The sequence below is a fragment of the Pseudomonas morbosilactucae genome, from assembly GCF_023241715.1.
GTDB lineage: Bacteria > Pseudomonadota > Gammaproteobacteria > Pseudomonadales > Pseudomonadaceae > Aquipseudomonas > Aquipseudomonas morbosilactucae.
Genome location: NZ_JALQCW010000008.1, coordinates 113880 through 131830, shown reverse-complemented (window position 1 = coordinate 131830; position 17951 = coordinate 113880). Strand labels below are relative to the sequence as shown.

Genomic DNA, 17951 nt, shown 5'->3' with positions numbered 1-17951 from the left:
CGCCTTTGCAGAGCTGACAACCATAAGTCAGCCCCAACCCTTTGTGTGATTAGCCCGAGACCCTTATGTCCAAGAACCTCTTCACCGGCCTGCTCGGCCTGCTGTTGCTGACGGCGTGCGCCTCGCACACGCCGCGCACTTCCTTCCAGTGGGACGACCGCCTGCAACGCGGCACCCTGGCCAACGGCTTCGAATACTGGTTGCTGGCCGATCCGGCGGCCAAGGGCCGGGTAGACATGCGCCTGCTGGTGCAGGCCGGTTCAGTGGATGAGAGCCCGGAGCAGATTGGCAACGCCCACTTGCTGGAACACATGGCCTTCTATCAACGCGGCCAGTTGCCCGGCACGGTGCGCCAGACCTTGCTCGGTGCCGGTTGGAAACAGGGGATGAATTTCAACGCGGTGACCAGCAACGACCGCACCCAGTACTTGCTCAGCCCCGCCGCCGGCAAGCAGCAACTGGAGCTGAGCCTGCAAGTGCTGGCGACCATCGCCGGCCCGGCGGATTTCAACGCCGCCGACCTGGCCCGGGAACGGCCCATCGTGCTCGAAGAGTGGCGCGGCGGCCTGGGTGTGGCGCAACGCATGAACGAGCAGCGCCGTGACGCCCAGCGCGCCGGCTCGCGTTACGTCGGCCACCCGCCCATCGGCAGCCAGCAAGGCATCGAGAACGCCCAACTGGAGAGTCTCAAGCGCTTCCATCAGGACTGGTACCAGGCCAGCAACATGCGCCTGATCATCGTCGGCGACATCGACCCCAAAGCCCTGGCCCAGCGCATCGAACACTGGTTCGGCTCGCTTCCGGCCACCCGCTCGCCAGCCCGGGACTACCTTGACCTGCCCCTCGATCGGCAATTGAAGATCATCCAGTTGCAAGACAGCCAGAGCGGCGGCAGCAACGTGGCGCTGATGTTCCGCTTCCAGGAGCCGGACGCCCGCGGCCAGGACGCGGCCGCCGCCCGGGAGCGCCTGATCGCACGCCTGACCCTGGGCCTGGTCCAGCAACAGCTGGGCCGCCAGGCTCGCCAGGAGCACTCTGCGGTGCGCAGCCTGACGGTGCAGAAACACCAGATCGGCCAGCAGTCCACGGTCCTCGCCATTGGCGCCGGGGTCGGCGCCAGCGGCCACGAGCAAGGCCTGCAACGGCTGCTGGAAGAGATCGCCCGCCTGCGCCAGCACGGTTTCAACCCCCAGCACTTGCAGGAACAGAAGGACAGCCTGCGCGGCATCGCCCAGCGCATGCTGGACAAGGGCGATGACCGCGACTTTGCCGACTGGGTACGGCGCCTGAACGACGCCTCCCTGCAGCAGCACCAAGTGCTGCGCCCGAGCACCATCGCCCGCAACACCCTGGAGTTGCTGGACAGCATCCAGGTGGAAGACCTCAACCAACACTTTATCCGCTGGACCGACCAGCAGGACCGCGTCCTGCAATACCAGGCACCGGGCCTGACGCCGGTGCAATTGCCGAGCCGGGAACACGTCGAGGCGTCCATCCAGCACTGGCAGCAACAGGACCTGGCGGTGGCCCTGCCGATCATCAAGCAAAACGCCGACCTGCCCACCTTGAGCCCTGCACCCAACAGCGGCCAGGTCGTCGCCACCCAGCGCTTCGACGCCGAGCAGGTGGAGCACTGGCAACTGAGCAACGGCGACCGCCTGGTCTGGCTCAAGCGCCCGGGCGCCGACGGCAAGGCCCAGTTGCGCATCGACTCGGGGGCCGGCTACCTGGCCCAGGGCCTGATCCCCTGGCAGGCCCAGGCCGCCGCCCAACTGGTGGGCCAAAGCACCCCGCCGGGCTGGAGCGAAGCCCAACTGACCCGCTGGCGCAGCACCCACGGCGTGCAATTGAGCCTGGACAGCCAGGCCCAGCGCCTGACCTTCAGCGGCCAGAGCGCCGTGGAGCAACTGCCGCAACTGCTGGGCCTGTACCGCAGTTGGCAGAGCCAGGCCAGCATCAGCCAGGAAGCCGTGGAAGAGAGCCTCAACAGCCTGGCCGATAGCCTGGCGCGGCAGACCGACAGCATCAGCAGCCGCCAGGGCCAGGCCTTGAGCGAGCTGCGTTTTGCCCCGCAGCCGAGCATCACCCCAACGCCGGAGCAACTGACCCAGGTCAGCAGCGAAGACCTGCTCGAACAGTGGCAACGCATAAGCCGCAGCCCAGTGACCTACTACGTGATGGCGGACCTGGATGCCGAGCGCCTGCGGGCTTGGGTCAGCCAGGAACTGGCAGGCATCCCGCGCGGGCCGGCACTCTCGGCGCCTCTGACCCAGGCCCTGCCCGGCCCCCGCCAGCAAACCCTGGCCATCGCCCTGGAACCCCGGGCCAGCCTGACCAGCTTCAGCTTCAGCCAGCACCCCTGGAGCCCGGCCGATGCCGCCGGGGTCTCACTGCTCGGCAAGCTGCTGGCGGAAGACCTCAAGGCCCAACTGCGCAGTGAAGCCAGTGGCGTCTACAAGCTGAGCTTCGAGACGGAACTGAGCCAGGACCAGCAGCGCATCGAAAGCCGCCTGGCATTCACCACCGACCCACGGCGCCAGGATGAACTCTGGCAGTTGGCGCGCAAGGTCTTCGCCGAACTGCCCCAGCGCCTGGATGAGCAACGTATCGCGCCCCTGCGCAAAGCCTTCGAGAGCCAGGAAAAACTGCGCCGCGACGACCCGCAGACCCAGCTGCATCGCCTGATCCTCAGTGAGCGTGCCTACGCCGACCCGCGTTACCTGAGCCAGCAACAGCACCTGCCCCAGGCCCTGCAACTGCCGGCCCTCAAAGCCCTGGCCAAGGTCGTGTGGAACCCCGCCAACCTGCGCCAGCAACGCCTGCTGCCGGCCCCTGAGGCGCAACCATGAACACCCTGCGCACCTTTATCCAGCTGGCCTCGCCGTTCTGGCGCAGTCGTCGGCAGTGGGTGGCCTGGCTGCTGCTGGCCAGCGTGCTGGGCATGGGCTTGCTGATTGTGCAGATCAACGTCTGGATCAACAGCTGGAGCAAGACCTTCTACGACACCCTCGGTGAGTTCAACACCGACGCCCTGTATCGCCTGATGGGACAGTACGTGATGTACCTCGCGCTGTTCGTGCTGATCGCGGTGTACAAGGACTGGCTGCACAAGGCCCTGGTGCTGCGCTGGCGCCAGAGCATGACCGAGCAGATGATCGGCCGCTGGCTCGACGACCACGCCTTCTACCGCATGGGCCACAGTGGCGAGCCGGACAACCCCGACCAGCGCATCGCCGAGGACATCAGGCTGCTGGTGGTCAGCAGCCTCAACCTGCTGGTGTCCTTTATCAGCAACTTCGCCCAGGCCGGGGCCTTTCTCGGCATCCTCTGGCAGCTCTCGGGCACCCAGACCTTCAGCCTCTGGGGCTACAGCCTGACCCTGGACGGTTACCTGGTGTGGATCGCCGTGCTCTACACCCTGATCGGCACCGGCGTGACCCACTGGATCGGCAACCCCCTGCACCGCCTGAGCTACGAAGAACAGCACCGCGAGGCCAACCTGCGGGCCGACCTGCTGCGCAAGCGCGACAACGCCGAGCAGATCGCCCTGTACCGCGGCGAAGCCCTGGAAGAGCGCCAGCTCAAGGCGCGCTTCGAGCGTATCGCCGAGAACTGGCGGGCCCTGATGAACCGCGAGCGCGACCTGAACTTCTTCGTGGTCAGCTATGACCGGCTGAGCCTGATCATCCCGGTGTTCGCCGCCTTGCCGGCGTTCCTCGCCAAGACCATCACCCTGGGCGGCCTGATGCAGATCCGCAGCGCCTTTGGTGCGGTGCAAAAATCCCTCAGTTGGTTCATCAGCGCCTACCGCCTGATCATGGACTGGAGCGCCACGGTGGAACGCCTGGGCCAGTTCAAGAAAGCCCTGGACCAGGCCCACCAGCAGCGCCCGCACCCGGTCAGCGGCGACACCCTGGAACTGCGCGGGGCGTCGGTGTTGTTGCCGGACCAGCAGGTGCTGCTCAAGGACATCGACCTGCGCCTGGACGCCGGGCAATGGCTGCGCCTGGCCGGGCCCAGCGGCCTGGGCAAGTCCACCCTGCTGCGCACCCTGGGCGGGGTCTGGCCGTTCCATCGCGGGCACTGGCAACTGCCACCGGGCACCAGCCTGCTGCTGCCGCAAAAGGCCTACATCGCCAGCGGCCGCCTGGACCGACTGCTGGCCTACCCGGCCTTGGATGTGCCTGAACAGCCCGCGCTGGAACAGGCCCTGGACGATGTCGGCCTGGGCTGGCTCAAAGACAAGCTGCAACGGGACGCCGAATGGGCCCGTGAACTGTCCGGCGGCGAACAACAGCGCCTGGCCTTTGCCCGGGCCCTGCTGTATTGCCCGGACACCCTGTACCTGGACGAGGCCACCAGCCAACTGGACGAACATTCGGCCCAGCACATGCTCAACCTGATCCGCCACCGCCTACCGGCGTGCCGGGTGATCGGCATCAGCCACCAGCCCGGGGTGCAGCACCTGTTCGAACACACCCTGGCGCTGCACGCGCACCAGGCGAATGCCACAACACCGCCGCCACAGTTGCAGCCAGCCTGAGTTGAAGAGCGAAACAAAAAGGGCCTGTCGATCACTCGACAGGCCCTTTTGCTTTAACGGTGCAGAGGTTTAAGGCTGCGGCGCCGGTTCCACGTCGGTGAACGTCAAGCCCTGGCTACCGCTGATTTGCCAGGGGTTGTCGCTGCCATGCTGGGTGAAGGTGATGTGGTTGAAGCTGGAGTCTTTCAGGCCGTCGATCTTGGCCTTGGCCGGGCCGATAAAGCGTACGCGCTGGAAGTCCAGGCCCTGGTGGTAGGCACCGTGGGCGCTGTCACCCTTGACCTCGATGGCCGACACTTTGGCGCTTTCCACTGTCACGTCGCTGACCCGGATGTCCCGGAACTGGCCGGGTACGGTGGAGCGCTGGTAGTCGAGTTTGGCGTTGGGGTCGTTGTAGTCGAGGGTGAAGATGAACGCTTGCTTGACGGTGTTGCGGATCGCCGAGTCGCGGAAGGTGACGTTACGCGCGCCGCCATCCATGAAGTTGGTGCTCTTCATGCGCAGGCCGGCGTCGGTGCCGTCGGAAACGTTGTCTTCCGCCAGGATGTTCTGGATCCAGGCGCCAGTGTGGCTGCCGGCGACGACCATACCGTGGCCCTTACGGAAGAAGTTGTTGAAGATCCACGCGTCTTCCTGGGGCTTCTGTTTCACCGCTTCGGCGCCGGTGCCGGCGGCGAAGTTGACGCAGTCATCCCCGGTATCGAAGAAGTTGTTGAAGACCATCGCGCCCTTACTGTTGGCGAATTCGATGCCATCGCCGTTGTTGGCGTCGTAGGTCTTGTGGGTGGTGTTGGCCATGACCACGTTTTCGGTTTCCAGGTTCATGATCCCGTGGTACGCCGGGTTGAGCACAGTGAAGCCTCCGTAGAACACATTCTTCACGTCACGCAGGGTGATCAGCGAGGAGCGCATCTGGCCGTAGGCGTCCTTGACGTTCACCCCGCGGGCCACGGCTTGCTCGACCTGGGCCTTGGCCAGGATGCCGTCCTGCATGTAGCGGGTGTTGTCGCTGGGCAGGTAGAACGGCAGCGAGCGGCCCAGTTCATCCTTGACGTCGGCCTGGCGTTTCCAGCCGTTGCCGTCGATGGTGCCCTTGCCGACGATGCGGATGTTCTCGAATTTCTGGTGTTGTTTCGGGTCGCGCGGCAAGGCGTTGATCAGCGAGGCCGGGCGCACGGTGGTCGAGTACGGGTACTGGATGTAGCCCGCCAGCGGGTAGTCCTCGGCACGCTCGGAGCCGAGCAGGGTCGCGCCCTCGGCGATTTCCAGGGTCATGTTGCTCTTGAGGTAGAGCGAGCCGCTTTTGTACGTGCCCTTGGGCAGCAGCACTTTGCAGCCGGCGGTGCAGGCGTCGATGGCGTTCTGGATCGCCACGGTATCGAGGCTGCTGCCATCGCCCTTGGCGCCGTACTTCTTCACATCGAACAACGCCGGGACCTTGGTGGTGCGTTGCACCACCACCGGGCTGTCGGCGGACTCCTTGCCGTTGCCGTCCACCGAACGCACGGTGAAGCGGTACTCGGTGTCCGGCTTGAGGCCTTGGGCGGTGTAGCTGTGGATGCCGATGCGGTAGTGGAAGTTGGCCTTGTCCTGCTCGTAGAAATGATTGATGTAGGGCTTGGCCGGCGACACGGCGTCGTTGTTGCCATTGGCGCTGCCCAGCAGGGTGCCGTTGACGTAGACCCGATAATCCTTGATCGCGGCGTGGTCGGCGGGTTTTTCCCAGACCAGGATGATCTGCTGATCATCGAAGGCCAGGGTCGGCACCTGCACCTTGGTCGGGGCTTCCAGGGCCCACAACGGCAGGCTGCAGCCCAAGGCCAGGGCAGCCACCACTGAACGGGCCAAGGGGTGTTTAGGCAGAGCGACATCAGGGTTTTGATACGGCATCTTGTTTTCCTTGTTTTTGCCAGTCATCACGCCGGGACGGCTGAACCCGAAGGTTCAGGCCGAGAGCCCGGCCTCTTCGAGGTATTGGCTGCGATTGACGAAGGTCTCGCGCGGCATTTCCCTCACATCCATGGACAGGGCCTCGACGTCCGGCAGCAAGGCTACCAGGGCGGCCAGGGTGGCCGAAGCGAGGCTGCGTTGTTGCTCGGCGCTGCGGCCACTGAACAGGTAGAGCGCGACGTGGACAAAATCATCCTGGGTCGCGCCGCAGCGGTAATGGGTGAAGCCGTTCAGGCGCACCTTGATGTCGCCCGGCTTGAACACGCCGAAGGCGTCCAGGGCATCGTGAACGGCGGCCAGCAGGGTCTGCTCGCCGACCCGTGCGGCCAGGGTATTGGGGCAATCGATGATGCAATGGGGCATGGCTGGGTTCCTTCAATGGGTCGGTGTCAAAGGCGAAAGCGCGCCACGGATGCCCGCAGCTCATCCGCCAGGCGCTCCAGGGAATGCACATTGCCGTGGGCCGCGCGCACCGAACTGGCGGACTCCTCAACGCGGTTGGCAATGCTCTCGATGTTCTGCGCGACGCTGGCGCTGGCCTGGCTTTGCTCGGCCGTGGAGCTGGCCACTTCCCGCACCTGGACCAGGGTCAGTGAGGCGCCGCTGTTGATCTCTCGCAGCGCACCGGCGGCCTGTTCGGCCAGGGCCACGCCAATCGCCACCTGTGGGGTGACGGCGGTCATGCCCTCGACCACCGAGCCGGTGTCGATCTGGATCGAGCTGATCATGCGGGTGATGTCCTGCGTCGCCAGGGCGGTGCGCTGGGCCAGTTGCCGAACCTCGTCGGCCACCACTGCAAACCCTCGCCCCTGCTCCCCGGCCCGCGCCGCCTCGATGGCCGCGTTGAGCGCCAGCAAGTTGGTCTGGCTGGCGATGTCGCTGATGGCGCTGGCGATGCCGTCGATTTCATGGGTGCGCTTGACCAGCCCGGCGATGCGCACCGAGGCGTCTTCGACCTGAGTCGATACCTGCTGGATGGCCCCCGCCGCCTGGTGCACCAATTGCTCGCCGTCGGCGGCCAATTGCGCCGAGCGTGCGGAGTTGGTTTCGGTCTCGCGGGCGCTGAAGGAGATGTGGTCGATGGTCACCGACATCTGTTCGATGGCGGCTGCGGTGGCGGTGGTGGCTTCGGAGGTTTGCTGGGAAGCGCTGTCGATCCTCAGCATTTGCCCGGTGAGGCCGGTGGCCGCTTCACCCAGCAGGCCGGAGCCGTTCTGGATACCGACAATCATCTCGCGCAGGCTGGTCTGCATGGTGGCCACGGCCGCCAGCAGGCTTTGCGGGCCAAAGCGCCCGAGCACCGGCCGGCTCAGGTCACCAGCGGCAATCGCCCGGGCCACTTCGGTGGCGTAGGCCGGCTCGCCCCCCAGGCTGCGGTAAATGCTCCGGGACATGCTCAGCGCCAGCGCCGTGGTGACCAGCACCACCAACAGCCCGACCCCAAGGAACTGCCAGGCCAGGCGCCAGAATGCGGCATCGATGTCATCGACAAAAATGCCGAAACCCACCAGCCAGTTCCAACCGTCAATCTTGGTGATGCCATTGATCTTGGGCACCGGTTGCTCGGCGCCCGGGTATTTGGCCAAGTCGTCGAAATAGGCGAAATGGGTGTTTTTCAGGCCATCCAGGTAGCCCTGCCACTTGGTCCGGCCGTCGGGCAGGGTCACGCCGACATCCACCTTGCCGATCACCTCGGGGTTGGGGTGGACCAGGCCCAGGGCATCCACGGTGCGGGCCCAAAGGTAGGCTTTCTTGCCGTCACGCAGGCTGGACAAGGCTTCGATGGCCTTGGCCTGGGCGGCCTCGCGAGTGAGGGTCCCACGCTGTTCCTGCGCCTGGTAATAAGCCACTTGCTGCGCGGCCAGATTGAGCACGGTGTAGATCTCGCCGCGCTTGTTTTCCAACATGTTCGAGCGCAGCGCGCTCAAGCCGAACCCGGCCACCAACAGCAGGCCAAGCACGGTGCAAAAGACCATAAGCGTGAGTCGATGATGAAGCTTCATTAACGCCTTCCTGTTGCGTTGTACCTGGCTCATCCCCTGATCCCGGAAACGCCTGCGGCGCTCCAGGGAGCGCCGCAGGCATCGGGCTTACTGAGCGCCCAGGGCTTTGATCAGTACGTCCAGTTGTTCCATTTCATCGGGCAACAGGTCGGTCAGCGGCGCCCGTACCGGGCCGGCGTCGTGGCCCACCAGGCGCGCACCGGCCTTGACGATGCTCACGCCATAGCCTTCGCAACGGTTGCGAATGGCCAGGTACGGCAGGAAGAAATCGTCGATCAGACGGCCCACGGTGGCGTGGTCGTCGGCGGCCACGGCACGGTAGAAGTCCATGGCGGTCTTGGGGATGAAGTTGAACACCGCCGAGGAGTAGACCGGCACGCCCAGGGCCTTGTAGGCCGCGGCATAGACTTCGGCCGTCGGCAGACCGCCGAGGTAGGTCAGGCGATCACCCAGGCGACGACGGATCGAGACCATGGATTCAACCTCACCGATGCCGTCCTTGAAGCCGATCAGGTTCGGGCAGCGTTCAGCCAGCACTTCCAGGCTGTCGGCGTCGAGGCGGCAGAGGTTGCGGTTGTACACCACCACGCCGAAGTCCACCGACTTGCACACCTGCTCAACGTGGGCCACCAGGCCTTTCTGGCTGGCTTCGGTGAGGTAGTGCGGCATCAGCAAGATGCCCGCAGCGCCCAGGCGCTCGGCTTCCTGGGCATAGGCGATGGCCTGGCGAGTCGGGCCGCCGGCACCGGCGAGGATTGGCACCTGGCCTTTGCAGGTGTCGACCGCCGTCTTGATGATCTGGGTGTATTCGTCGCGCTCCAGGGAGAAGAACTCCCCGGTGCCGCCGGCGGCGAACAGTGCGCTGGCGCCGTAAGGGGCCAGCCACTCGAGACGACGGGCGTAGGTGTCGGCGCGGAAATCCCCCGCCGCGTCAAAGTCGGTGATGGGGAACGACAGCAAGCCGGAAGACAGGACGGATTTTAATTCTTGTGGAGTCATGGTTCGCAAACCTCGAGCCGAAAAGTGAGAGGAGATACCTTAAGAGGTACGTCATCGTACAACTAAAATTTGAAGAGGGCCATGCTCAATGTGCTTTTTTGGTGCACAAAGCTTAAATACTTGGGTAATACTGGGGTTAGGCTGCGCTATGGGCCCCTTCTGGGCGGCCCATAACAGCCCTAGTTGTACGACAACCTAGCTGGCGAGTTTACGCTCGGACTCTTGGCTGAAGTCACGGCTGGCCTGCACCAGCATCTTGGTATAGGCGTGGTTCGCCAGGTTCTGGCTCAGCGCCTGGCTGTCCAGCAACTCGACGATCTTGCCCTGCTGCATCACCGCCACCCGGTCACACAGGTGAGTCACCACGCCCAGGTCGTGGGTCACCATCAGGTAGGTGAGCTTCTCGCGCTGGCGCAGGTCCGCCAGCAGGTTGAGGATCTCCGCCTGCACCGACACGTCCAGGGCCGAGGTCGGCTCATCCAGCAGCAAGACCCGCGGTTCGAGGATCAGCGCCCGGGCAATCGCCACGCGCTGGCGCTGACCACCGGACAACTGGTGCGGGTAGCGGTAGCGGAAACTGTCGTTGAGGCCGACCTTGAGCAGGATTTCGTTGATCCGATCGTCCTTGTCCTGGATGCCGTGGATGATCAGCGGCTCGCGCAAGGCGGTGTCGATGGTGTGGCGCGGGTGCAGGGAACCGTAGGGGTCCTGGAAGACCATCTGCACCTTGCGAAAGTGTTCCTTGGGAATCTTGTGCTGCAGGGGCGCGCCGGCAATGCTCAGCTCGCCGCTCCAGTGCCGGTACTGCCCGGCCAGGCAGCGCAGCACGGTGGTCTTGCCCGAACCGGACTCCCCCACCAGGCCGAAGGATTCGCCGTCGGCGACGCTCAGGCTGACATCGTGCAGCACCTGGTTGAGGGCCGGGCCGGCGCCGAAGCTGAGGTTCAGCGCGTGTGCTTGGATCATGGGCATGGTCGGTTCCTCAGGAAGTCAGCCAGAGTGGATCGCGCTGCAGCACCGGCAGGCGCTCGCGGCGGTTGTCCATGCTCGGCAGCGCGGCCAGCAGGCCACGGGTATAGGGATGTTGGGCGTGTTGCAGGTCGCAGGCAGCGAGGGATTCCACCACCCGCCCGGCGTACATCACCAGCACCCGGTCGCAGTAGTTGCGCACCAGGTTGAGGTCGTGGCTGACGAAGATCAGCCCCAGTTCCTGCTGCTCCACCAGCTCTTCAAGCACGCTGAGCACCTGCTGGCGCACAGACACGTCGAGGGCCGAGGTCGGCTCGTCGGCGATGATCACTTCCGGGCGGGTGATGACCATCATGCGATCATGATGCGCTGGCCCATGCCGCCGGAGACTTCGTGGGGGTACAGGTTGTAGACCCGTTTCGGATCGCGGATATGCACTTTTTCGAGCATTTCCATGACCCGCTCGCGGGCATCGCTGCGGCTGGCCTTGTGGTGGGCCAGGTAGGCTTCGGCGATCTGGTCGCCGACCTTGACCACCGGGTTCAGCGAGTATTTCGGGTCTTGCATGATCATCGAGATGCGCTGGCCGCGAATCTTCTGCATGGCCTTTTCACCGGCCGAAAGCAGGTCGATGTCACCGAACTGCATGGCCTTGGCGGTGATCTTGGCGCTGGCCGGGTGCAGCTTCAGCAAGCTGCGACCGACCGTGGACTTGCCCGAGCCGGACTCGCCGACGATGGCGAGTTTTTCCCGAGCCAGGGTGAAGGACACATCACGCACTGCGTGGGTTTCTTTCTGACCGTTGACGAAGCGCACGTTGAGGCCTTCGACATTCAATTTGATGGCAGACATAAAGCCTCCGGTTACTCGCTACGCGGATCGAGGATGTCCCGCAGGCCATCGCCCAACAGGTTGAAAGCCAGGCTGACCAACATGATCGCAGCGCCTGGAACGGCTACCAGCCACCAGCACTCGAGCATGTAGCGACGGCCTGTGGAAATCATCGCGCCCCACTCCGGCAGCGGTGCCTGGGCACCCAGGCCGAGGAAGCCCAGGGCGGCGGCGGTGAGGATGATGCCGGCCATGTTCATGGTCAGGCGGATGATCACCGACGACAGGCACATGGGCACGATGTGACGCAGGATGATTCGCGCCGAGGACGCGCCTTGCAGCTCGACCGCGACCACGAAGTCGGCCTTGCGCAGGGACAGGGTTTCCGCCCGCGCCAGACGGGCGATGGGCGGCCAGGAGGTCAGCGCAATGGCCACCACCGCATGCTCCAGGCCAGGGCCGAGGGCGGCGATGAACGCCAGCGCCAGCACCAGGCTGGGGAAAGAAATGAAGATGTCGGTCAGGCGCATGAACACCGTGTCGACAATGCCGCCGTAGTAGCCCGAGACGGTGCCGATAAACAGCCCGATGGGGCCGACGATCACGGTGACCAGGGCAATGATGTAGAGGGTGATGCGCGAGCCATAGACCAGCCGGCTGAAGATGTCGCGGCCGTACTCATCGGTGCCGAACCAGTGGGCGGCGCCGGGTGCCTGCAGGGCATTGGCCAGGTTCTGCACCACCGGGTCATGGGTGGCGATCCACGGGGCGAACGCCGCCACCACGATCAACAGCACCGCGACCAGCAGCCCGGCCAGGGTCATGGGGTTACGCAACAAGTGGCGCAGGACCCGCAGGCCGCTCTTGCACAAGGCATCGAAGCTGGAGCCGGGGGTACGATCGGCCTGGCGCTTGGCGGTGGTGTCGGTAGAAGACATGTTGGCAATCATCGGCATGTTCTCGATTTGAAATCAGGATCACCCGGCGCGCCAACAGGCGCGCCAGGCGGCACTCAGCGTTGCTTGTAGACGCCCAGGTAACGGGTGGCTTCGGCGTCATCGCCGTCGAAGCCTTTAACGTCGGCAGCGCTGACCACGGTGTCGGTCATCTGGGAAATCATCATGATCGGGCCGACCTGCTGGTCGTAGAGCTTCTGCGCCTGGTGGTACATGCTCAGGCGCTTGTCACCGTCACGCTCCACACCAACCTTGTCGATCAGGGTGTTGAGTTCCGGGCTGAAGAACGAGGCGCGCCAGCCCTGGAAGTTCGGCAAGCCGGCGTCGTCGCTGTTGTTGGGGTTGTAGGCAAAGGTCCGCAGGCTGAAGTACGGGTGCGGGTAACGTTCGGCGCCGCGGGCGACGATGATCTCGAAGTTGCGCGCACGCATGGCGCCGTACACCTGGTTGCCGGTGCCGGTGACGATGCTGGCCTTGATCCCGCCTTCGGCGAGGGTCGATTGCAGGCGCGCGGCGATGTCGATGAACGGCGGCTCGGACAAGGTGCGGATGGTGGTGGTGAAGCCTTCCGGGTAACCGGCTTCGGCCAGCAGCTTCTTGGCCTTGGCCACGTCCATGTGATAACCCGGGTCCGGCAGGCGGGCTTCCAGGCTCAGCTGCATCGGCTGCTGGTTGAGCTTGCCGTAGTACGGCATGACCTGCTCATCCAGGCCCTTGTAGTCGATCAGGTTGCGCACTGCCTCGCGGACCTTGGGCTTGGCGAACTCGGGCTGCTTCATGCTCATGGCCACGTAGTACATGGTGCCGCGCTGCAGGGACTGCACCTGGATTTTTTCCGAGCCGTCGATGGCACGGATGTCCGGTGCGGCCATGCCATAGGCCAGGTCAAGGTCACCGCGCTCCAGCATCAGGCGCAGGGACTGGGATTCGGTCATGTGCCGCACCACCACACGCTTGAGCTTGGCCGCGCCGCCCCAGTAGCCGTCGAAGCGGGTCAGCAGCAGGGAATCGTTGGCGCTCCATTTGGTCAGCACGAACGGCCCGCTGCCGGCTTCGTTGGTCACCAGCCAGCCGGCGCCCAGGTCGCCATTCTTCTCGTGGGCCAGGGCCGTCTTGCGGTCCACCACCACGGCGCTAGGGGAAATGGCCAGGGAGTCCACCAGCAGCAGCGGGTCCATGACTTGCGGCAGGTCGATGGTCAGGGTGTGGGTGTCGGTGGCGCGGATCAGCGACTGGATGTTGTCAACGCTGTAGCCGTAGGCCTTCCAGGTGGTGGCCAAGCCGAAGTTGAGCTTCATCACCCGGTACAGCGACCAGGCCACGTCTTCAGCGGTCAGCGGGTTGCCGGAGTGGAACTTCACGTCCTGGCGCAGATGGAAAGTCACTTGCTTGCCGTCTTCGCTGATCTCCCAGCGTTCGGCCAATTGAGGCAGGTGTTTTTCCGGGCTGCCGTTGTCGCGCTTGATCAGGGTGTCGTAGAGGTTGGCGTTGACCCCGGACGCATCCAGGCCCGGGGCGTTGGCCGGGTCGATGGAGAACAGGTTGACCATGCTCATGCCGACGATCAGTTGGTCGGCGGGCGTCTTGGCCTGCACCGCCGCCATCGGACCCAGGGTCAGGACAGCGGCCAACAGGCTGAGGTGCAGTTTGGTAAAAGCAGTCTTCATTCGAGCGTCCTTTTTTATAGTTTTATCGGTTCGGCAGCTGGGGTTGCGAATTAGCGGGTCCGTGGGTCGAACACCTTGTACAGGGCGTCGCTGATCAGGTTCAGGGCGACGAAAATCAAGCCGATCACCAGCACGCAACCCATCACGGCGTTCATGTCGCCGAGCATCAGGCTGCTGGTCAGGTACTGGCCGAAACCGGGCCAGGCGAAGACCGTCTCGATCAATACCGCGCCTTCGAGCAGGGAGCCGTAGGCCAGGGCCACCACGGTCAGCAGTTGCACGAGGATGTTGCGGAAGGCGTGGCCCCAGACCACCTGGCGGCGGGACAGGCCCTTGACCCGAGCGGTGATGATGTATTCCTGGGACAGCTGTTCCAGCATGAAGCTGCGGGTCATGCGGCTGATGTAGGCCACCGAGTTGAGGCCCAGGATCAGCGCCGGCAGGACGATATGGCGCAGGGCACTGGTGAAGGCTTCCCAGTCCCCGGCCAGGGCCGAGTCGATCAGCAGCAGGCCGGTCACGTCGGGGACCATGCCGTCGTAGGCCAGGTCGATGCGGCCTGCGCCACCGGCCCAGCCGAGCCAGGCGTAGAACACCAGCAGGCCCATCATGCCCAGCCAGAAAATCGGTGTGGAGTAGCCAAACAGGGTGATGACCCGGGCCACATGGTCGCCCAGGCGGCCCTGGTTGCTGGCCGCGCAGACGCCCAGTGGCAGGCCGATCAGCACGCCGAAGAGAATGGCCAGGGTGGCCAGCTCGATGGTCGCCGGGAACACGCGACGGATGTCGTCGAGTACCGGGTGGCCGGTCAACAGGGCGTTGCCAAAGTTACCGTGCAGCAAGTCATTAAGGTACAGGCCGAACTGGGTCCAGATCGGCTTGTCCAGGCCCATGGCCCGATACACCTGGTCGTAGGTGGAGCTGTCGGCGTCTGGCCCGACCACCGCCAGCACGGGATCCAGCGGCATGACCCGACCAATGACGAAGGTCAGTGCCAGCAGGCCAAGCAAGGTCACCAAGACCGTGCTGGCACGCCGGGCGGTATTGGAAGCGCGGGCCCCCAATACGGAGGCAGTCGAAACAAACATAGTGAACTCCTGATCAATCGGTCACCGCTGCATCCAGGGGCGCGGGGCCGAAGCCCCACGCCGTCCTGTCAGCGCTTTTTGTAGACGTCTTTGTAGCGAGTGGTGGCGGCGGTGTGGCCCTGATAGTCGACGACATCGCCGTAAATCAGCACCGTATCGGTCATCTGCGAGATCGGCAGGATGGCGCCCACTTGTTGATCGAGCTGTTCCTGAACCTTGCGGTAGTCGGCCAGTTGCTTGGCGGCGTCCGGCTCGACTTCGGCACTCTCGATCAACTGGTTCAACTCGGGGCTGTAGAACGAGGTGCGCCAGCCCTGGAAGTTGCTCAGCTTGGCTTCGTCGCGGTTGTCCGGGTTGTACACCAGGGTGCGCAGGCTGGAGTGCGGATGGCGCTCTGCCCCGCCACCGCCACGGCCGACGATGATGTCGAAGCTGCGTTCACGCATGGCGCCGTAAATCTGGTTGCCGGTGCCGGTGATGATGCTGGCCTGGATCCCGGCCTGGGCCAGGGTCGACTGCAGGTTGGAAGCGATGTTGATGAACGGCGGTTCGGCCAGTACCCGAATGGTGGTCTTGAAGCCGTTGGGGTAACCGGCTTCGGCCAACAGCTTCTTGGCTTCCTCGACGTTCAGGCGGTAGCCCGGGTCGGGCAGGCGCGCCGGCAGGCCCAGGGGCAGCGGGCGCTGGTTGATCAGCCCGTAGTGCGGCATCACGGTCTGGTTGATGCCCTGGTAGTCGATCAGCGAACGCACGGCCTTGCGCACACGGGCGTCGGCGAACATCGGCTGTTTGACGCTCAGGGCGACGTAGTAGAGGGTGCCGCGCTGCAGGGTCTGGGTGCGGACTTTGTCGCTGCCTTGCAGGGCTTCGATATCAGGCGCGGACATGCCTTTGGCGATGTCCAGGTCGCCGCGTTCGATCATCAGGCGCAAGGATTGGGACTCGGTCATGTTGCGCATGACGATGCGCTTGAGCTTGGCCGGGCCGCCCCAGTAGCCGTCGAAACGGGTCATGAGGATCACGTCGTTGGCGCGCCAGTCATTGAGCACGAAGGCCCCGCTGCCGGCGGCGTGGGTCACCAGCCAGGCGGCCCCCAGGTCATTGTTCTTCTGGTTTTCCAGGACTTTCTTGCGATCGAGGACGAAGGCGCTGGGCGACGTCGCCAGGGTATTGAGCACCAGCATCGGGTCGGTGGGCCGTGGCAGCTCGATGACAAAGGTGTTGGCATCGGTGGCGCGCATGGTGCTTTCGACGTTGTCAGCACTGAAACCGTAGGCCTTCCAGGTCGAGGCCAGGGCCAGGTTGAGCTTGAGCACCCGTTGCAGCGACCAGGCCACGTCTTCGGCACTCAGGGGGTTGCCGGACTGGAACTTCACGCCGGAGCGCAGGTGAAAGGTCAGGGTCTTGCGGTCTTCGCTGACTTCCCAGCGTTCGGCCAGGGCCGGCACCAGGCGATCGGGCTGGGCCACGTCCTGCACCAGCAGCATGTCGTAGAGGTTGGCGTTGATCTCCGAGACATCCAGCCCGGTAGCGGCAGCAGGATCCAGGGACAACAGGTTGATCATGCTCATGCCGACGATCAGTTGGTCGGCCGGGGTTTTGGCATAGACGGCAGGCACGGCGGTGATCGCCAGCGTAGCCGCAAATACCCGCGCCCAAAGCGAGGGGAGAATGCTCATAGTGAGAGTGCCTTTCTTATATTTATAGGGCTCTCGGGCGACCCGGCATGGGCCGGGACGCCCGGACACAAATCAGAAGCTGTTGAGCGTATTGGTCTCGATGAACTCGAAATCAATTTCTTCGCCCAGGCCCGGCAAGTCGGACAGGTGGACGAAACCGTCGTTGTCCATCGGGTCGACCAGACGCTTGAGGTAGGCCGGGACTTCGTCGTAATCCAGGTACGGGTGCAACAGGCCGCGCTCGTACCAGGTGCAGTTCTTGATGGCGCCGACCACTGCCAGGTTGGCCGCGCCGTTGCCGTGGATCTCGCAATCCATGCCGAAGGATTCGGCCATGTGCGCGACTTTCAGGCACGGGGCGATACCGCCGACACCGGCCACACCGGCACGCAGGATGTCGCAGACATCGTTCTTCACCCAGCTGGCACGGCTCAGGTGCTTGCCAGCCAGGGTTTCCGGGCCCAGGACCGGGATGTCCAACTGGCCCGCGAGCCAGGCGTAGGATTCGGCAGAGTCTTCCATCATCGGTTCTTCGAACCAGGCGAAGTCGAGCTTCTCCAGCTCACGGCCGATGTAGAGGGCGTCGGTGCGGTTGTACCAGTGGTAGCCGTCGAGCATCAGGGCGATGTCCGGGCCGACCGCTTCACGCACGGCGGCGCAGGCTTTGACGTCGATGCGCGGGCTTGGCGCGAAGGATACCGGCGGCATCCAAGTGTGCAGCTTGATCGCCTTGTAGCCACGCTTGACCAGGGTTTCGGCAAAACGACCGTAGTCTTCCGGTGTCGCCAGGCCGCCCGGCAGCTCGTCGCCGCACATGGTCGAACCGTAGGCCGGGACCTTGTCACGGAAACCGCCGATCAGTTTGTGCACCGGCACATTCAGCTTGCGCCCGGCCCAGTCCCACAGGGCCTGTTCGACCAGGGCCAGGGCACGGTCGGTGAGCTGACTGGCGCTACCACGCTGCCAGTGCACCAGGTCGTGCCAGATTTTTTCGCGATCGAAAGCGTTCTGCCCTACCAGCACCTTGCGTACAAAACCATCAAGCACATAAGGACGGATCAGTTCAGGAGCGCCGAAGGCATAACCTTCGTTGCCGTCTTCGGTCTGGATGCGCAGCAGGGCCATCTTGGCCTGGGTCACATCACCGGGGTGGGCATGGCCAGCGCTGTCCACTGCGCGGCGGGTGGGATAGGAAAACACCTGGACGTTGACTGCTGTAATTCTCATGGACGTCTTGAGCCTTCTTATTGGATTTGTGGCAGGAGG

At 64.4% G+C, this 17951-nt stretch carries 12 protein-coding genes and 1 pseudogene; 2 read left to right on the top strand and 11 right to left on the bottom strand.

The genetic code is table 11. From position 1 onward, the window contains the following. Positions 1-65 precede the first annotated feature (65 nt). Positions 66-2849 (top strand): M16 family metallopeptidase, encoded by a 2784-nt coding sequence (locus M1B34_RS05140; RefSeq protein ID WP_268264575.1) that lies wholly within the window; start codon positions 66-68, stop codon positions 2847-2849. After that, positions 2846-4543: an ABC transporter ATP-binding protein/permease gene (locus M1B34_RS05135; protein ID WP_268261151.1), complete on the top strand. Its 1698-nt coding sequence runs from the start codon at positions 2846-2848 to the stop codon at positions 4541-4543. The genes M1B34_RS05140 and M1B34_RS05135 overlap by 4 nt, the downstream gene beginning before the upstream one ends. A gap of 69 nt (positions 4544-4612) precedes the next feature. On the opposite strand, the gene M1B34_RS05130 is transcribed toward M1B34_RS05135, so the two are convergent. The 11 genes and pseudogenes from M1B34_RS05130 to M1B34_RS05080 all read right to left on the bottom strand — a co-directional run bounded on the left by M1B34_RS05130 (position 4613) and on the right by M1B34_RS05080 (position 17912). Beyond that, a complete protein-coding gene (locus M1B34_RS05130) occupies positions 4613-6433 on the bottom strand; it encodes a glycoside hydrolase family 28 protein (protein ID WP_268261150.1) in 1821 nt (606 codons plus the stop codon). Positions 6434-6487: 54 nt separating this feature from the next. Beyond that, complete coding sequence (locus M1B34_RS05125) at positions 6488-6856, bottom strand: 5-carboxymethyl-2-hydroxymuconate Delta-isomerase (RefSeq protein WP_123327966.1); 369 nt, start codon at positions 6854-6856, stop codon at positions 6488-6490. Positions 6857-6882: 26 nt separating this feature from the next. Then, entirely contained in the window at positions 6883-8496 is a 1614-nt protein-coding gene (locus M1B34_RS05120; RefSeq protein WP_268264574.1) for a methyl-accepting chemotaxis protein, read from the bottom strand. Positions 8497-8583: 87 nt separating this feature from the next. After that, the gene (kdgD, locus tag M1B34_RS05115) at positions 8584-9495 is read right to left on the bottom strand and encodes a 5-dehydro-4-deoxyglucarate dehydratase (protein ID WP_123327968.1); all 912 of its coding nucleotides are present in this window, start codon (positions 9493-9495) and stop codon (positions 8584-8586) included. A 195-nt stretch (positions 9496-9690) separates the two neighbouring features. Next, complete coding sequence (locus tag M1B34_RS05110; protein ID WP_268264573.1) at positions 9691-10467, bottom strand: ABC transporter ATP-binding protein; 777 nt, start codon at positions 10465-10467, stop codon at positions 9691-9693. A gap of 10 nt (positions 10468-10477) precedes the next feature. Continuing rightward, positions 10478-11316: pseudogene (locus M1B34_RS05105) on the bottom strand (ABC transporter ATP-binding protein). 11 nt (positions 11317-11327) lie between these two features. Next, positions 11328-12245 carry an ABC transporter permease gene (locus M1B34_RS05100; protein WP_123327971.1) on the bottom strand — a complete coding sequence of 306 codons (918 nt, stop codon included), beginning with the start codon at positions 12243-12245 and terminating at the stop codon, positions 11328-11330. A gap of 62 nt (positions 12246-12307) precedes the next feature. Beyond that, positions 12308-13918, bottom strand: coding sequence for an ABC transporter substrate-binding protein (locus M1B34_RS05095; protein ID WP_268261148.1), 1611 nt, complete (start codon positions 13916-13918; stop codon positions 12308-12310). Between the two features lie 50 nt (positions 13919-13968). Continuing rightward, positions 13969-15006: an ABC transporter permease gene (locus tag M1B34_RS05090; protein WP_123327973.1), complete on the bottom strand. Its 1038-nt coding sequence runs from the start codon at positions 15004-15006 to the stop codon at positions 13969-13971. Positions 15007-15074: 68 nt separating this feature from the next. Next, positions 15075-16685, bottom strand: coding sequence for an ABC transporter substrate-binding protein (locus M1B34_RS05085; protein ID WP_268264572.1), 1611 nt, complete (start codon positions 16683-16685; stop codon positions 15075-15077). Positions 16686-16757: 72 nt separating this feature from the next. After that, positions 16758-17912, bottom strand: coding sequence for a mandelate racemase family protein (locus M1B34_RS05080; RefSeq protein WP_123327975.1), 1155 nt, complete (start codon positions 17910-17912; stop codon positions 16758-16760). Positions 17913-17951 lie beyond the last annotated feature (39 nt).